The organism is Dokdonia donghaensis DSW-1 (assembly GCF_001653755.1).
Lineage (GTDB): Bacteria > Bacteroidota > Bacteroidia > Flavobacteriales > Flavobacteriaceae > Dokdonia > Dokdonia donghaensis.
On record NZ_CP015125.1, the window covers coordinates 915,320 to 932,875 of the forward strand.

Below are 17,556 nucleotides of genomic sequence, written 5' to 3' on the forward strand. Positions count from 1 at the left end.
ACGCTTTCGCGAAAGCGAACTACTCAATCTTAATGATAATGTTGCTTAATGAGGTTAAAATTTGTTTAATCTTTTTAATAAAATAATAAACAATAGTATCTTTATTCGAAAATTAGGATATGGATACCGCATTGGTATGGTTTAGAAATAATCTTAGAGTTCAAGATAACGCGTCACTTATGGCGGCTATTGCTACCGGTAAAAGAGTTGTAGGGGTTTATTATTTTGATCCTCGTCATTATGAAGAGGGTGATTTTGGTTTTAAAAAGACCGAAAAATATAGAGCTAAGTTTCTTATTGAAACATTAGAAAATCTAAAAGCAAATCTAGATAAGCTCAATATCACCTTGCTAGTATATAACCACAAGCCCGAAGAGCATATAACCACCGTAGTTGAAAGTTATAAAGTTACGAGCTTATATTCTCAAAAAGAGTGGACGGCAGAAGAGGTGAAAGTTACAAACGCTGTAGAGCGCGCAATACCCCAAGTAAAACACGAGGAGGTATATGATCAGTTTCTATTTCACCCAGATGATATTCCCTTCAATACCATAACAGAGGTTCCTAAAATCTTTACGCAGTTTAGAAAAAAGTGCGAGAAAGAAAGTAATGTGAGACCTATCTTCAAAGAGCTTACGGCACTACCGCAAGAAAATAACTTAAATACCATAACTCCTATACCTACACTAGAAGACTTAGGATTAGATACCTTTGTAAAAGATCACCGCACAGCTTTCCCTTGGGAAGGTGGAGAAGATGCTGCTTGGGCTCGTCTTAATGACTATTTCTGGACCACACAAAAGCTTGCTTATTATAAGAAAACCCGTAACGGTCTTATAGGTGAAGGTTATAGTTCTAAGCTCTCTGCCTGGCTTGCAAATGGCTCTATATCTGCACGACAGATTTATTGGGAGGTAAAAAGATTTGAAAAAGAAGTCAAAAAGAATCAAGACACCTACTGGCTCATTTTTGAACTTATATGGAGAGATTATTTTAAGTACGTCTCTCTTAAACACGGTAACAACATTTTTAAAATAGGCGGTATTCTCAATAAAGAATACGACTGGAAGCATAATAATAAAGCGCAACGCGAGTGGATTAATGGGAGCACAAAATATGATTTTGTAAACGCAAATATGATCGAGCTCAAAGAGACAGGCTGGATGTCTAACCGCGGTCGTCAAAATGTTGCAAGCTTTTGGGCAAAAGAGCAAGAGCAAGATTGGCGTGTAGGCGCAGCATATTTTGAAAGCATACTCATAGATTATGACGTGCACAGCAACTGGGGCAACTGGATGTATAATGCGGGAGTAGGTAATGACCCCCGTGACCGTAAATTTAATATTAAGAGGCAGCAAGATATGTATGATGGAAGCGGGAAATATGTCAGACTATGGACGCAGGAAGAACTTTTTTAAATGAAAAAATTACGACTCATACTAGGCGACCAGCTCAATCATACACACTCTTGGTATCAAGAGCAGGACGATGAGGTGGTGTACTTTATGGCAGAAATGCGCCAAGAAACAGACTATGTAAAACACCATATTCAAAAGGTAGTTGCCTTTTTTATGGCTATGCGCGAGTTTACAAGCTGGCTACAAGAGCGAGGTCATACGGTCGTTTATTACCAGCTAGATGATGCTCGTAACACACAAAGTCTTACAGAAAATCTTGAACAGCTTATAGTCCAGTATGACATTGAGCAGTTTGAGTATCAATTACCAGACGAGTATAGACTAGATGAGTTATTAGTACGCTTTCGCGAAAGCGTAAACATTCCCGTACAATCTTGCGACACAGAGCATTTTATGAGTTCGCGCACAGATTTGCAAGAGTTCTTCAAAGGGAAAAAGCAATTTACAATGGAATACTTCTACCGTATGATGCGCAAGAGGTACGACATTATGATAATAAATGACAAGGATCCAGAAGGTGGAAAGTGGAATTTTGACCACAGTAACCGCAATAAGTGGAAGGGTGAGACCCTCATCCCACACGAGCGTGGTTTTAGAAAAGATGCACGAGAGATTGTCGAGCTACTAGAAAAAGAAGGAGTAAAAACCATAGGCCGCATTACCGAAAAGCACTTTAACTGGCCCACCAGCAGGGCAGACGGCCTTTCTGTGTTGAGGTATTTTTGCGAGAACTTATTAGTACATTTTGGCGACTATCAAGACGCTATGGATCCAGATCAAGCATACCTGTATCATAGCAGGTTAAGCTTTGCGATGAATAGTAAACTCCTAGATCCTCAAGAAGTAATAGAGACCGTTATAGACTACTGGCGTGATAACAGCGAGGAGATTTCCATCAGTCAAGTAGAAGGTTTTGTACGACAGATACTTGGCTGGAGAGAGTATATGCGAGGTATGTACTGGATGCAAATGCCAGAATTTGCAACCGTAAACACACTAGAAAATACGAATGATTTACCAGATTTTTACTGGACGGGTAAAACTAAGATGAACTGCTTGAGCTGCAGTATAAATAATAGCCTTGATAATGCCTATGCACACCACATACAGCGGCTTATGGTGACTGGTAATTATGCACTGCTTACAATGTGTGATCCATCACAGGTAGATAAGTGGTATTTGGGTATTTATATTGACGCAATAGAGTGGGTAGAAATTACAAACACGAGAGGAATGTCACAATGGGCAGATGGCGGAAAGATTGCTACAAAACCCTATGTGTCAAGCGGTAGTTACATAAATAAAATGTCTAATTATTGTAAGGGTTGTCATTACAAAGTGAGTAAGAAAACAGGAGAAGATGCCTGCCCTTTCAACGCTTTGTATTGGAATTTCTTAAGTGAGAAACGTGCTCATTTTGAAAACAATAATAGAATGAATATGATGCTTAGCCTTCTTGATAAAATGGATAAGAAGACCTTGCAAGCACACCAAGAACGAGCGCAAGATATTATTGAGCATCCAGAGAATTATTGAGTAATAGTAAACCACATATCACCGTACACTGGTTTAAAAGAGACCTAAGACTCCAAGATAATGAAAACTTGTGGCAGGCACTTCAACATATCGAACCCGTAATATTGCTATATATCGTTGAACCTTCTTTACTAGATGATGAGCATTATAGTGAGCGACATTTTAACTTTATAAAAGAGTCACTTCAGGATTTACAAAGCAGGTTAGAAAATTCTGGCAGCAAAATACTTGTTGTTCAAGGAGAGGTGATATCGGTGTTTAAAAAATTACAACAGCATTACACCATAAAAAGAGTCTATTCTCACGTAGAAACTGGAATTAGAAAAACCTATGATAGAGATATTGCATTTAGGGTCTACCAGCAGTCTCAAGACATACGATGGATACAATTTATAAATAATGGCGTAAGGCGTAGCTTAAGCAACAGAGTAGGCTGGGTACAAGGTTGGGAATGGTGGATGAGTGAGCCACAACGCATTTTTGTGCCGCAAGGCGGAAACCTTGTTACAAAAAAGGAAATAGAGGTTCTTGAGCAGTATTTTGATTGTGTCTCTTTACAAACATCAGAAAATACAGCATTTCAAAAAGGAGGCACTACAATGGGATTGCGTTATTATGATAGTTTTTTGAGGGACAGAATCAAAAATTATAATGCTCATATCTCAAAACCCTTACTAGCCAGAAAGAGCTGTAGTCGCTTGTCTCCATATATAGCTTGGGGTAACCTGTCGGTGCGCGAGGTATGGCAGCGAGCAAAAAAGTTGCGACAAGACTCACCTTATAAAAGACAGATAGATGGTTTTACCTCACGCCTTAGGTGGTCTGCTCATTTCATTCAAAAATTTGAGATGGAAGATACAATGGAGTTTGTAAGTGTAAATAAAGGCTTCCATAGTTTAAAGAAGTTGCCTAATTCCGTCTATGCAAAGGCCTGGCAAGAGGGTAAAACGGGTTACCCGCTAGTAGATGCTTGTATGCGGTGCCTTGTAGAAACGGGTTATCTCAATTTTAGAATGAGAGCACTTACATTGTCATTTTTTACACACAACTTGTGGCAACCCTGGCAAGATGCCTCAGCATTTCTTGCGAGACAATTTTTAGATTTTGAGCCAGGTATACACTACCCGCAAATACAAATGCAAGCTGGAGAAACCGGTATTAATATGTTGCGTATTTATAACCCTGTAAAAAACAGTTATGAGCACGATCCAGACGGAGAGTTTATAAAAAAATGGATTCCAGAGTTACGAGAAGTACCGCTATCATACATACACGAACCGTGGACAATGAGCCTCCTCGAGCAGCAGTTTTGTAATACAACCATAGGTAAGGACTACCCAGCGCCTATTGTAAATATAAAAGAGACCCAAAAATTTGCGACAGATACAATGTGGAAGTACAAAGAGCGCCCGGCTGTAAAGCAAGACGCCGTGCGCATTTTAAAACGTCACACCTTAGTAGATAGACAGGTGTGGGACTAACAAAAAATAGATTAGAAAAAGAAAACAATATGAAAGAGTTTACAGATAGACAGTTAGATCGCATCATCGAGATGGCGTGGGAAGATCGCACCACTTTTGACGCGATTCAATTTCAGTTTGGGATAAGTGAGCGTGAGGTTATTGATATTATGCGCCGTGAGATGAAGCCTTCTAGTTTTAGAATGTGGCGTGCACGTGTACAAGGTAGAAGTACAAAGCACGCTGCAAAGCGCAACTATGGAATAGATGATACCCGTTTTAAGTGTAGTAGACAGAAACAGATTACACATAATAAAATATCTAAGAGAAGATAAGTGCAAACCGCAGTAGGTTAAACTGTGAAGACGCTGTTAAGCTTTTCGTTTTAAGATATTGTTTAATGATTGAGCATTATCTTTGTACAAAAAATGAGTTATCACGCTTTCGCGAAAGCGTACTTATAACTCCGCTCACCAAGCACGATAATTTAAGATGACAAAGAAAAAACCAGATCAGGTTGTATATAATGAAGAAAAAGGGAAGTATGATGCTGCCCTAACTCCATATGCTACAAACCTAGGTGCTCCAGCCATTGTAACAGATGATGTTACTACCTGGAAAAACTCAAATATAAGTAAGGTTAACCATCAATTTAAGACAGAGTATAAAGAGCTTAAAGCGCAGTATGATAAAATGATGGAGCAGTTTGAGTATAATAACCTTATATACTCTGCAAAGTTTTCTTTTGAGCCTATAGTAGGCGCCGTTTATCATTTATACAAGAGAGGAGGAGGTGAGCCTTTTTTATCACTCATCTCGCCAGAGGAATGTAACTGGGACTTTGTAGGCACTTTTGAGCTCAAAGCAGATAAAATTTGGAACCGCATAGACACACCTGTAGATGAAGAAGAATAACTTACAACAAGCAACCGTAGGAGGAGGCTGTTTCTGGTGCACAGAGGCTGTGATACAACGTCTCCAAGGAGTTACAAATGTAGTTTCTGGTTATGCTGGAGGTACCGTGCCTGGTCACCCCACATATAGAGAGATTTGTTCTGGTCTCACAGGTCACGCAGAGGTAATACAATTTGATTATGATCCTACTGTGATTACTTATGCAGAGATTCTTACAGTCTTTATGACTACGCACGACCCTACTACGTTAAACAGGCAAGGTGCAGACCGAGGTACACAATATAGATCTGTAATTTTTTATCACAATGAAGAGCAAAAAGAACAAGCCGAGCAAGTGATAAAAGTTGTACAAGAATATTATGAAGACCCTATAGTTACGGAGGTGTCTGAGTTACCTACGTTTTATGAGGCTACGCAAGAGCATCAAGATTACTACAACGAAAACAGATTACAAGGCTATTGTAGAGTTGTGATTGATCCCAAAATTGCGAAACTGAAAAAGTACTACGAGCATTTAATAGCCTCATAGAATACTAGTTTTTTCAATATTAAAAAGCCACACTACTTCTAGTAATATAGAGTGATGTGGCTTTTTTGAGTATGAAGTATTTATTTACGCTTTCGCGAAAGCGGACTTATCTTTTCTCATTTATGAGTCTGTAAATTAATAGTGCGGTACGTTTAGTAAGCATCTCTATGGTGTTTATGTATACAGTCTCATTTGGTGTATGTGCTCCTGTTCCCATTGTGCCTAAACCGTCAAGACAAGCCACATATTCTGCGACAAAAGAGGTGTCTGCAGCGCCACGTTTTCCAGGGTCGTATGCTGCCACAGCTGGCCCTCCCATATCGAGGCTTACTTGACTTAATTTTTCTAAAAGGACATAATTTTGAGGAGTAGGTTGCATTGCTGGATAACTATCTTCAAACTCAACTACAGCGCTTGTTTGCGGTAAATTATTTGCTACAATGGCTCTCATTTTATCTCGAGCTTCTTCTTTTTGCTCTTCAGATATAAAGCGCAGGCCACCTTGTACGTAAGCCGTTTGTGCTACTACATTTCCTTTGCCAAAGATGCTTCCCTTACTTTGTTTTGCCTCAAGATCCATTTTTGTGCCTCCCAGCATCATACCAGGATTAAAGGATAGTAATTCAGGACCTCTTACTTCGTTATAAAAACCGTTAAGAATACGTGCAAGTTCAAAATTTGCTCCTGCACCTACGCTTTCGCGAAAAATACCACTCGAGTGTGCTCTTTTTCCAGTAACAGTTACATTCCAGTTTGATGAGCCACGTCTGGCTACGGTTGCATTATCAAAACCCGTTGAGGTTTCAAAACCAAGAGCAATATCTGAATTTTTTGCTGCCTCTATAAGATCCTTACGACTTATAGTGAGCGGTTTTCCTGTGCTTTCTTCATCTCCAGTAAAGGCTACTGTGATTTGTGCATTGTCTAGCATCCCTGCTTCTCTTAGAGCTTTGAGCGCATAAAGTACGACCACGTTACCCCCTTTCATATCATTTGCTCCGGGACCTTTTGCTACGGTGTCATTTACCATTTCAAATTTTTGAAACTCACTGTCTTCTTCAAAAACCGTATCAAGATGACCTATAAGTAGTAATCTTTTACCTTTTGTACCCTCTGTAGTTGCAAAGAGATGTCCTGCACGGTCCATTTCGGCGGGCATATCAATCCACTTTGTGTTAAAGCCTATGTCTGTAAATGCGCTAGAGAAGCGATTACCTACTTCTTTTACTCCTTTTACATTTAGAGTTCCGCTATTAATGTTTACTACATCTTCTAGAAATGCGATACTCTCTGCCGAGTTTTTTTCTACTAGGGTAAGTATACGCTGTTCTTGAGGTGAGAGTTTATTGCTGGTTTGAGCGGTTACTGTTTTTGCTTTCGCGAAAGCGATAATAATAAATAGGGCTAGAGTAGTCTTGAGAAGGTGATTTTCCATTGCTTAAACGATGTTGTTTTTAAGAGATAGTATTATAAAAGTAGTGATATGTGACCAGTTATACGTTTATTATCTATCTCGATTACGTACCAGTAGTCATCTGGCGGGAGTAACTTACCGTTAAATCGCCCATCCCAAGTAAAAGTGGTACCGTTACCACTAGCGATTAACTTACCATAACGATTAAAAACTTGTATAAAACTAGTGTCAAAGTACGTGGCGTCTGGTAATAAAAAGTAGTCATTGATTCCGTCATCATTTGGGGTGAAATACGTGGGAATATTATAATGATAGTACGGTATAATAACAGGAAGGCAGCCCGATGTATTACGAACAAAAATAGTTTTAATGCCTCCAGGTTGATTTCTAAATATGGGCTGGGTGTAATAAATTGAGCCATTGAGTGAGTATTCCCAGGTGCCTTCATTTTCAACATCTATAATAATGTTTTCGCCTTGAGTTGTAATATTTGCTACGAGGGGAGACGCTATGCCAGTTACTTGAAATGTTTTTGTGACACTACAGCCAGCAGTGTTTGTCATTGTCACGCTATATGTTCCGGCATTACTGATTGTGATATCTGGTGTGGTGGCTCCCGTGCTCCATAAGTAGGTCACATTTGTAATACCTGCATTAAGATCGATACTCTCTTGGTTGATACAAATATTGCGTTGCTCTACTTGATTTGTCACAACTGGTGCTGGTAGTTGTAATAATGTAACTGGTGTGCGTGATAGACTCGCGCATTCTGTTCCTTGCACATAAGATTGCGCATAATAGATCCCTGGTGATGCAGGTGTAAAAGAATTTCCAGTAGCTATTATTTCTGTACTTGTAGCTGAGGTGTACCATTGTACATCCTCACCTGTAGCTACAGTGACTGAGATAGGTGGTAAAGGTTGGTTTTCACACACATTTACATTACCATTGCTCAAAGGGGCTTGAGGGGCGTCTATAAAGTCTATTAAATATGCTTCAGATAAAAAAGAGCAAAGTGGGTTTCCTATACTTGCTATATCTGTTGCTGTGTTTACTCTGTAGTAAGTTGTAGTGTTTAAAATAGGTGTAGTATACGAGCCGTTTGTAGCCCCAGCAATAGGGGTCCAGTTTATGGCATCATTACTCACTTCCCATTGTAAAAAAACGGCACTGCTTAGAGCAACAGAGAGTGTGGTGGTAAATGAATTCTGATTATTACATATTAGTATGTCTTCTTCTCCAGATATATCTGAGCTTATAGTGCTTACATCTCCACAGGCTCTAAAGACTATATCGTCTATAGCAAGATCATTACCACAGCCACCGTTGCCATTATTAATCATCCTTAATATGACTTCATTTTGTCCTGCTTGTGTTTCAAAGATGAGACCGTATTGAGTCCATATAGGATTTGCCGTTCCGGCAATATCGCCCGTATCTCCTGAGGCTAAAAGTGCGGTATCAGAACTATCCCATATTTGAAACCTTACATTTACTGGTATGCCGTTTCCGCCGCATACTGCAGAGTTGATATTATAGAGGTTTTGTAAAAATGCAGAAAACTCATATGAAGTGTTTTCACAAAGACCACTTATTGTTTTTTGATAAAATTGATCTGCAGTAAAGCTCGCGTTTACTATAAACGCCTTTCCATTAGCATCACCAGGAGTATGATCTGGCCCTATATGAAACGCGCCTAGTTGTTGCATTTGTGAAGAGATTGTATAAAAGCCATCTTCTGGACCGCTATCTACATATGTATAAGAAGTTATATCTGTGCTTAAAGCAGGCCCATTACTAGTACCCGTCCCAAAATCTTCTACAAATATGGGAGCACCGAGATCTCCCGAACAAAACCCTAATTGCCCAAAACTAATACTAGTAGTAAGTGATAATAGGGTAAAAAAGATATAAAATGACTTGTTCATAGGGATTATAACAAAGATATAGGAAACAAATTATATCTATCATACTGACTTCTAACGCCATATGTTATTTCGTTATAAGAGGTAGGAGTTTTACAGAGTAGACTGTTTCATAAATAAAGCATTTAATCCTACTAAATGATAGTTGATACCAGGTGTTGGTATATTGTTTTTATTTAAAACTACTCATTTATGACTTCCCCGAATTCATAAATGAAAGCAGTACTTCTCCTACTAGAAGTGTTGTAAATAGAAACATCTTTGAAGAATCCCAAGAAACTTTTGTACTTGGGATTTTTTCATTTTAAAAGTTACGCTTTCGCGAAATTCATAATGTAAACACGTAAAAAGCTGTATAAAAAGTAGTTGTAGATTTCTTTTGTGGGGGTAGGTTTTTGCTTAAGTTATGAGGGCAAAATAAATCTCTAAAAAAAGTGGAAAAAATGTCAATTTTTTTTTGATGATTGTAAAAAAGCTTTATATTTGCATCCGCTTACAAAAAGTAACACTCCTCAATAGCTCAGTTGGTTAGAGCATCTGACTGTTAATCAGAGGGTCCTAAGTTCGAGTCTTAGTTGAGGAGCTAGTAAGTAAAAGCCACACAGTCCGTGTGGCTTTTTTTATGCTCAATAGTTTGTACAAGGTTTTGATTATAGTAAGTTCTTTTGCGCTCATCTTTTTTAGAATGTGCTGTAAACAAAAAAAGCCTCTCCTACAGGAAAAGCTCTTCACCGGATTCAACTACAAATCCTACCACGTGTGACGTGGCCAACACAACGATGTTAAAAGTACTAAAAAAATAGAAACTTGTATTTTATCTCTCTCAGTGTAAGAAATAAACTAGGTACAGAAATTATAATATATTTGGGAGATGAAGAAATACGATCTAAGCTTCCCTATTTTTTTTCTTATCCTATTTTATCTTTTAATTTTTGCTTCTCACGCCCATAGCCAGACTAAGGAGGTTGATAGCACAACCTTCTACTATAATTCTATTATGGGTGCTACTAGTAAAGAAGCTATACAAAAGGGGGTGGTTTTCTTTGAAAACGAATTAAAATCTAATACTAAAAAAGAGGATCTACATTATAAAGCACAGATTCTTGATCTTATCTCGCTAGGATATTTTAATATGGGTGAGTTTTTTAAAAGCGAAATCTCTGCTATAGAAAGTTATAAGGCTCTTGATCTAGCATCAAAAACTACAGATAGAGAGGATATCAAAATAAGATTAGGAAACCGTCTAGGTAGACTTTATAGAAGGCTAGGAGATGATGATAATGCACTAAAGTATTATGAAAATACACTCCCTTTTCTTTCAAAAAACAGAGATAGTTTAATCCTTTCAAATAATATAGCTTCAATCCATATGGATCGTGAAGACTATCAAAAAGCAGTAGACTTGCTTGTTCCCTTTGTAATTGATTCAACTTCTATATTAGGAAAAAAATATCTGGCTACTATTTTTGATAATTACGGTTATAGTTTGTCTCATTTGCATCCTCTTGAAGGGCTCTCTTTTATGAAGCGCGCAGAAGATATCAATAAGACAACCGCTTATGTGCGAGGCCTATTTTCTGTTAAAAGGCATCTTTCTCAATATTATCGCAATAATGAAAATTTTCTTAAAGCAAGTAAGTATGCACAAGAAGCAAATGAAATTGCAAACTCATTAGGAAGTACTACTTATCAAAAAGAAGCTTTAGGACTTCTCATTGAGGCGGGTATAACAATAGACGCCTTAGCCTATAAGCAATTGTCAGATAGTTTGCAGAGTGTGCAAGAACAAGTGGCAAATAAATATATTGCTCAAAAATATGACTACAGTGTCTTTCAAAATGAAGCTCAGGAGAGTGAGCTAGTTGCTCAAAAGGAAAAAACTAAAAATAGATTTTACCAGTTTTTAGTCATTTTTTTAATACTTCTTGCTGTTGCTGTATTTATTATTTCCAGGCTGTTAAACAAGAAAAAAAGGATGGAGGAGATGTTTAAAACAGAGGCTCGTTTTTCTAAAAAAATACACGATGAGGTGTCAAATGATATTTATAAAGTAATGGCACATATGCAGAGCAGTAAGGAGCTGGATCCTGGTCTTATGGATAACCTAGAAAGTATTTATAATAGAACACGAGATATCTCTAGAGAGACAAGTCCAATAGATGCCAGTAAAAATTTTCAGACTACATTAAGTGATCTTTTACTGGGGTATCAAAGTGACTCACTAAATATTGTTACTAGAAATAGTGATGGCGTGAGATGGGCACAAATATCTAACGAGAAGAAGAATGCTATTTATAGAGTTTTGCAAGAGCTTATTACAAATACAGTAAAACACGGCAGGGCAAGTTTGGTCCTCATTGAGTTTAATCAAGATCATAAAAAAATTGCAATCAGATATAAGGATAATGGCATAGGATCAGAACTATCTAATAAAAATGGCTTGCAGAATGTGGAAAACCGTATAAAAGCCTTTAAGGGAACTGTTACATTTGAAAGTAAAAAGAATAAAGGTTTTCAGGCAAATATCCAGATGTAATGTTTAAAAAAGTTCTAATTGCAGATGACTTAGTCAGTATTAATGAAGGTGTGTCGCATACACTTAGTGGTTTAAATATAAATGGAGTAAAACAGGTCACATATTGTGATAAGGCTTATTTACAAATCAAGAAGGCAGACAGAGATAATTTACCTTATGACTTATTAATAACCGACTTGTCTTTTACAGCAGATCATAGAAAGCAGCGATTTTCTTCTGGAGACGCGCTTGCAGAGGTTGTTAAAAAAGAACACCCCGAGATTAAAGTAATAGTCTACTCTGTAGAAGACCGCTTTCAAAGAGTACGTCAACTCTATAATGATGTCCATATAGATGCTTTTGTGTGTAAAGGCAGGGATGGCATTACAGAACTTAAGGACGCAATTAAAACTGTTTCTGAGGGTAATCGTTATATCTCCCCTAAAGTCGGAATGGCGTTATCTAATAATGCAAATCTAGAAATAAATGAGTACGACATTACACTTATGAGATTACTCTCATATGGCTACTCTCAAGAAGAAATAAGTAATGATCTTAAAGAAAAGAATGTATCACCTTCTAGCGTAAGTGCTATTGAAAAGAAACTAAATAAGTTGAAAATTCAATTTAGAGCAAATAATGCAATACATCTTGTAGCTCTAGTTAAGGATATGGGCCTCATTTAAAAGAAAAAATGTTCTAATTGTGGATTCCCGTAAAGTATAGAAAGTACAATCTTATATACTTGTAATGCTTTAAGTTTTTGGGGGGCTTAAAGCATTTGTTTGTTAAAGAGCATCTTCGGGTGCTCTTTTTTTGTGCTTTATTTTATCCAGAACTTACCGAAAACAAAAAAAGCCTTTCCAATCAGGAAAAGCTCTTCATCGGATTCAACTACAAACCCTTACCACGTGTGACGTGGCCAACACAACACTGTAAAAAAAAAGCCCACAAATGTGGGCTTAATTATGCGGTCTGGACGAGACTCGAACTCGCGACCCCCTGCGTGACAGGCAGATATTCTAACCAACTGAACTACCAGACCGTTCCCTTATGTTATAGACTTGAAGGTTGTCTTAATTTTTCAATATTTTACTTGCTACATTTCCTTTGTCAAGAACTAACAACTCATCGTTGCTCTGTTGCGGGTGCAAATATAGAACACCTTTTTAATTGCACCAAATAATTTTTTAAAATTTTTATAAAAATTTCTGACGCTCTACTAAAAACGTCGTGAGTATAGGGCTAAAGCCGTTTTCTATAATCGCAGGAATGTACTTAATTCTATATTGTGCACACTTGATTTGCAGTGTTTTAAAATAAGTTTCTACAGAGCTTTTGTAAATATCACGTATACTATCTGCATATAAATTAATAGATGCTCCACTTTCTACATCAACAAACTTTTTTGGGCTATTGTCAAAATCAAAGTTATATTCCTTCTCTTTACTGTAGGTGTGAAACAAAATTACTTCGTGCTTGTTGTATTTAAGATGCTGTAAGGCTTCAAAAAGTTGCTCTTGCTCCACATCATCTTGTAGCATATCAGAAAAAAGAAAAACCAGGGACCTACGTTTTAACTTCTCTGCAATAAGATGAAGGTGTTTATAAGTATCTGTGCCTTTAGGTTGTTCCTTATGTGAGCGAGTAGTATTTATAATACCATTAAGTTGGTCTAGTAGCATATGGTGGTGCCTGTCGCTACCTTTTTCTCCTGTATAAAAATCATAAGTATCACTATAGATACTCATTCCCACAGCATCACGCTGCTTCTTCATAAGATTCATAATAGCTGCGCTAGCCAGCGCAGAGAAGCTTATCTTGTTAAGCTCTGTTATGCTCGGCTCTTTTACAGCAGGATAGTGCATAGAACTACTATTATCTACAATAAGGTGACAGCGCAGGTTAGTTTCTTCTTCATATCGCTTTGTATAAAGCCTGTCTGTCTTTGCATAGAGTTTCCAGTCTATGTGTTTTGTACTCTCGCCGGGGTTGTAAATCTTATGTTCTGCAAACTCTGCCGAGAAGCCGTGAAAAGGACTCTTATGCATACCAGATATAAATCCCTCTACCACCTGGCACGCTAGTAGCTCTAAATTGCCAAAGCCTGAGGTTTTATGAAGTTCTGATTTTATATCCATAGAGAAGGGTGTCTGGTCGAGCGCAGTCGAGACCTATATAAACTTAGTTCATAATCTCTCGACTGCGCTCGAGCAGACAGTATTATTATCCTTCGTAAACGCCGTCTACGATACCGTAGTCTACAGACTCATCTGCACCCATCCAGTGATCACGCTGGAAGTCTTTCATTATTTTATCAAAAGTTTGCCCACAGTTATCTGCAAGGATCTGTGCGCTAAGCTCTTTTGTTTTTACAATTTCTTGTGCAGTAATTTCTATATCAGATGCTTGACCTCTAGCTCCTCCAGAAGGCTGGTGTATCATAACACGAGCGTGTGGCTGTATAAAGCGGCGACCTTTTTCTCCTACAGAGAGTAATAGTGACCCCATACTAGCAGCTAGGCCTGTACAGATGGTAGAGACTGGGCTCTTAATCATCTTTATAGTGTCATACATTGCAAACCCAGAAGTTACATAACCACCAGGGCTATTTATAAATAACTGAATCTCATCGTGCCCTTGTGCGTCAAGATATAGTAATCTATCTATAACGTGCTTTGCGCTCTTATCATCTACCATTCCCCAAAGGAATACCTTTCTATCATTGAGCAACTGGTTGTCAATAGCGTCTTGTACTTTTATTTTCTTTTCCATAAATATCGCTGCTCTGGCAGCTATTAGTCATTTTCGCTTGCGCAAAAATCTATTGGTGTTAGACAATATAAATTTCATAAATAGTAAAGTTTGCATTTTACGCTTTCGCGAAAGCGTACACCTTCTATCTAATGCTTTAAAAATACAAAAAGGCTCGGCACTGTGCCAAACCTTTCTGATAATCTTATTAAAATAGGGGAGACTATAAAAGTCCGTCTATTGCTTCTGTATAAGTAGCCTTTGGAGCAACACCTACTTGACGTCCTACTACTTCACCGTCTTTAAACATAAGTACTGTAGGGATGTTACGTACACCGTATTTTGCTGCAAATTCTTGGTTTGCATCTACGTCTACTTTACCTACGATAGCTTTACCTTCGTACTCTCCAGCAATCTCTTCTATAACTGGTCCTACCATACGACAAGGTCCACACCAAGCAGCCCAAAAGTCTACTAATACTGGCTTATCGCTTTTTAATACTTGTTCTTCAAATGTTGCATCTGTGATTTCTAATGCCATAACTATATCGTGTTAAATTGTTATTCTAATTTGTAATACAAAGTTAGTCAATAATAATTCCAAACCTTACAATGCGCATATCAGGATTGACTATCGCGTCATTGTGGCAGGTTATAGTAAGTAATTAACTACTATATAGTCTTTTATCTTCTACTTCCAAAAACTTGTAGTGCAAAGTATAAGAGAGTGGCAAGTGATCCTAAAGCGGCAACAAGATAGGTGCGTGCTGCCCATTTTAAGGCATCTTCTGCACCATCATACTCTTCTGGGGTTACCATATTTTCGGCTTTGAGCCAGGCAAGTGCTCTATTACTTGCATCATACTCTACCGGAAGTGTGATAAGGCTAAAGAGTGTCCCCATTGCATAAAGTGCAAGACCTATAATGGCAACAGTGCCACCTATCTTAGTAGTAGCCATAAGTGCAACACCACCCATAATTACCCACATACTCATCTTAGAAGCAATGTTTACCACGGGCACAAGCTTAGATCTCATTTGTAAAAAGCTATATGCCGTAGCGTGTTGTATAGCGTGACCTACCTCGTGGGCAGATACTGCAGCAGCAGCGGCATTGCGCTGGCTGTAAACAACCTCGCTTAGGTTTACTGTTTTATCTCTAGGGTTATAGTGGTCTGTAAGCTGGCCTGCAACAGAGATTACTTTTACATCTGTAATTCCATTATCTGCAAGCATCTTTTCGGCAATCTCTGCGCCAGACATCCCGTTGCGTAGTTGTAGGTTAGAATAATGTTTGAATTTGCTCTTAAGCTTAGAACTTACAAGTCCGCTTATGAGTGCAATGGCTCCTACTATAATGTAGTAACCCATAGATCCTGCTAGCATAGTCGTTTATTTTTTTAGTTGTTTTACGTTTCTAAAGTTACAAAAGTATAGCGCATAAACTACGCCAAAATATAAAACGACATTTTCTCACCTCTTTCGTGTCAATAGTCGGTAGATCTATTGCTTTAGTGGAGTGATAGGTCTATAAAGATTTTTTGCGCTTTCGCGAAAGCGTACTCAACCTCCTTTTTAAATCGCTAGTGGTGTGTATGGGATATCAAAAACCTCAGAGATTTCTTCATAAACCACGTTTCCGGAAACAATATTCACCCCTTTTTTAAGAACATCATCTTGTGCACAGGCTGTTTTCCAGCCTTTGTCTGCTAGTTTGAGCACATAGGGTAATGTAACGTTTGTGAGAGCTACCGTAGAGGTGTAAGGCACTGCTCCCGGCATATTTGCAACACAATAGTGCACCACATCATCTATGATAAAAACTGGATCTTGGTGTGTGGTAGGTTTTGAGGTTTCTACACAGCCACCTTGGTCTACCGCTACATCTACTATTACGGTACCAGGTCGCATCTCCTTGAGCATATCACGTGTGATTAACTTAGGTGCTTTTGCACCAGGTATCAATACACCTCCTATGATTAAATCGTGTGTTTTGATATGTTTTCTTATGTTGAATTCGTTTGAGAATTCTGTAACTACGTGTGGTGGCATTATATCATTTACATAGCGTAGTCGCTTCATACTTATGTCAAGTATAGTGACGTGTGCGCCTAGACCTGCAGCCATTTTGGCTGCCTGTATACCTACTACGCCTGCACCCAGAACGAGTACTTTACCAGGGCTCACGCCTGGCACACCACCTAGTAGTACACCGCGCCCTTTTGCGGGTTTCTCAAGATATCTTGCTCCTTGTTGTATAGACATACGCCCAGCGACCTCGCTCATAGGGGTAAGAAGTGGTAGAGACCTGTCTGCTTCTTCTACCGTTTCATATGCGATACAAGTAGCACCGCTAGCTATCATTGCTTTTGTGAGTGGCTCGCTAGAGGCAAAATGAAAATAGGTAAAGACAATCTGGTCCTTTTTAATAAGCGTGTATTCTGGAGCTATAGGCTCCTTAACCTTTACAATCATTTGAGCGATTGCATATACTTCTTCTATGGTGTCTAGTATGTTTGCTCCAGCATCTATGTATTGCTGGTTTACAAAACCACTGTTTACGCCAGCATCCTTTTGAATATATACTGTATGACCGCGTTTTGTAAGTTCATATACACCTCCTGGGGTGATGCCCACTCGGTTTTCATTGTTTTTAATCTCAGTGGGTACCCCTATAACCATCGCTTAAATTTTTGCGGCAAGGTAGCAGAAATGTAAAAAATGAAAGCTGATAAAATATTAAAAATCAGGGGTGTAAAAAGTGATATTATTAAAAATAGATAGCCATTTTTAACAATATGTAAATGCTAGTTTTTACCGTATTTGATTTTAAAATATAATAGTAAAAATGAGGAGATAACTGTAATAGCATTTGCCAGTATGATGGATAAACTTTCTTTAAGCACTCCATAAATAAGCCAGAACACAATGCCTACAAAAAACATTGTAAACATAGGTAAGCTCAACCCTGAGACATCCTTAGTTTTCCAAGTTTGATATACTTGGGGTAAAAAGGCTGCAGTGGTAAGTGTAGCAGCAATGAGACCTATGATCTCTATATCATCTATTCCAGACATTAGTGTGTAATTA

16 protein-coding genes and 2 tRNA genes are annotated in these 17,556 nt (G+C 38.2%); 9 read left to right on the plus strand and 9 right to left on the minus strand.

Features of this window, described 5'->3' with window-relative positions; genetic code table 11:
• The first annotated feature begins 119 nt into the window (after positions 1-119).
• From I597_RS04010 to msrA, 6 genes are all read left to right on the plus strand, one after another.
• Entirely contained in the window at positions 120-1,418 is a 1,299-nt protein-coding gene (locus tag I597_RS04010) for a DASH family cryptochrome (protein ID WP_035326644.1), read from the plus strand.
• Positions 1,419-2,954, plus strand: a complete 1,536-nt coding sequence (locus tag I597_RS04015) for a cryptochrome/photolyase family protein (RefSeq protein ID WP_035326646.1) — start codon at positions 1,419-1,421, stop codon at positions 2,952-2,954.
• Positions 2,951-4,435 carry a cryptochrome/deoxyribodipyrimidine photo-lyase family protein gene (locus I597_RS04020; RefSeq protein ID WP_035326648.1) on the plus strand — a complete coding sequence of 495 codons (1,485 nt, stop codon included), beginning with the start codon at positions 2,951-2,953 and terminating at the stop codon, positions 4,433-4,435. Before I597_RS04015 ends, I597_RS04020 begins: the two co-directional genes overlap by 4 nt.
• Before the next feature lie 29 nt (positions 4,436-4,464).
• Positions 4,465-4,749 (plus strand): TIGR03643 family protein, encoded by a 285-nt coding sequence (locus I597_RS04025; protein WP_035328952.1) that lies wholly within the window; start codon positions 4,465-4,467, stop codon positions 4,747-4,749.
• A gap of 157 nt (positions 4,750-4,906) precedes the next feature.
• Positions 4,907-5,329 (plus strand): DUF2452 domain-containing protein, encoded by a 423-nt coding sequence (locus tag I597_RS04030; protein ID WP_035326650.1) that lies wholly within the window; start codon positions 4,907-4,909, stop codon positions 5,327-5,329.
• Positions 5,316-5,858: a peptide-methionine (S)-S-oxide reductase MsrA gene (msrA, locus tag I597_RS04035; protein WP_035326653.1), complete on the plus strand. Its 543-nt coding sequence runs from the start codon at positions 5,316-5,318 to the stop codon at positions 5,856-5,858. Before I597_RS04030 ends, msrA begins: the two co-directional genes overlap by 14 nt.
• A 106-nt stretch (positions 5,859-5,964) precedes the next feature.
• Here the strand turns inward: msrA and I597_RS04040 are convergent, their stop codons facing one another.
• Positions 5,965-7,293 carry a M20/M25/M40 family metallo-hydrolase gene (locus tag I597_RS04040; RefSeq protein WP_035326655.1) on the minus strand — a complete coding sequence of 443 codons (1,329 nt, stop codon included), beginning with the start codon at positions 7,291-7,293 and terminating at the stop codon, positions 5,965-5,967.
• A gap of 32 nt (positions 7,294-7,325) precedes the next feature.
• Entirely contained in the window at positions 7,326-9,200 is a 1,875-nt protein-coding gene (locus tag I597_RS04045; protein ID WP_035326658.1) for a T9SS type B sorting domain-containing protein, read from the minus strand.
• Positions 9,201-9,706: 506 nt separating this feature from the next.
• Between I597_RS04045 and I597_RS04050 the strand changes: the two genes are divergently transcribed.
• The 3 genes from I597_RS04050 to I597_RS04060 all read left to right on the plus strand — a co-directional run bounded on the left by I597_RS04050 (position 9,707) and on the right by I597_RS04060 (position 12,398).
• A tRNA-Asn gene (locus tag I597_RS04050) sits at positions 9,707-9,780 on the plus strand.
• Positions 9,781-10,068: 288 nt separating this feature from the next.
• The gene (locus I597_RS04055; RefSeq protein WP_081964999.1) at positions 10,069-11,733 is read left to right on the plus strand and encodes a tetratricopeptide repeat-containing sensor histidine kinase; all 1,665 of its coding nucleotides are present in this window, start codon (positions 10,069-10,071) and stop codon (positions 11,731-11,733) included.
• Complete coding sequence (locus I597_RS04060; protein ID WP_035326663.1) at positions 11,733-12,398, plus strand: helix-turn-helix domain-containing protein; 666 nt, start codon at positions 11,733-11,735, stop codon at positions 12,396-12,398. The genes I597_RS04055 and I597_RS04060 overlap by 1 nt, the downstream gene beginning before the upstream one ends.
• 285 nt (positions 12,399-12,683) lie before the next feature.
• Here I597_RS04060 and I597_RS04065 read toward each other — a convergent pair.
• The 7 genes from I597_RS04065 to I597_RS04095 form a co-directional block, all read right to left on the minus strand.
• Positions 12,684-12,757, minus strand: a tRNA-Asp gene (locus I597_RS04065).
• A gap of 154 nt (positions 12,758-12,911) precedes the next feature.
• Entirely contained in the window at positions 12,912-13,853 is a 942-nt protein-coding gene (locus tag I597_RS04070) for a DUF58 domain-containing protein (RefSeq protein WP_035326666.1), read from the minus strand.
• Positions 13,854-13,938: 85 nt separating this feature from the next.
• Positions 13,939-14,487 carry a ClpP family protease gene (locus I597_RS04075; protein ID WP_035326669.1) on the minus strand — a complete coding sequence of 183 codons (549 nt, stop codon included), beginning with the start codon at positions 14,485-14,487 and terminating at the stop codon, positions 13,939-13,941.
• Between the two features lie 202 nt (positions 14,488-14,689).
• Positions 14,690-15,007 (minus strand): thioredoxin, encoded by a 318-nt coding sequence (trxA, locus tag I597_RS04080; RefSeq protein ID WP_035326672.1) that lies wholly within the window; start codon positions 15,005-15,007, stop codon positions 14,690-14,692.
• 143 nt (positions 15,008-15,150) lie between these two features.
• A complete protein-coding gene (locus I597_RS04085) occupies positions 15,151-15,852 on the minus strand; it encodes a zinc metallopeptidase (RefSeq protein ID WP_236626648.1) in 702 nt (233 codons plus the stop codon).
• Between the two features lie 189 nt (positions 15,853-16,041).
• On the minus strand, positions 16,042-17,148 hold the full coding sequence (gene ald, locus I597_RS04090; protein ID WP_035326674.1) for an alanine dehydrogenase: 1,107 nt from the start codon (positions 17,146-17,148) through the stop codon (positions 16,042-16,044).
• A gap of 125 nt (positions 17,149-17,273) precedes the next feature.
• Positions 17,274-17,543, minus strand: coding sequence for a SemiSWEET family sugar transporter (locus I597_RS04095; RefSeq protein WP_193352751.1), 270 nt, complete (start codon positions 17,541-17,543; stop codon positions 17,274-17,276).
• Positions 17,544-17,556 lie beyond the last annotated feature (13 nt).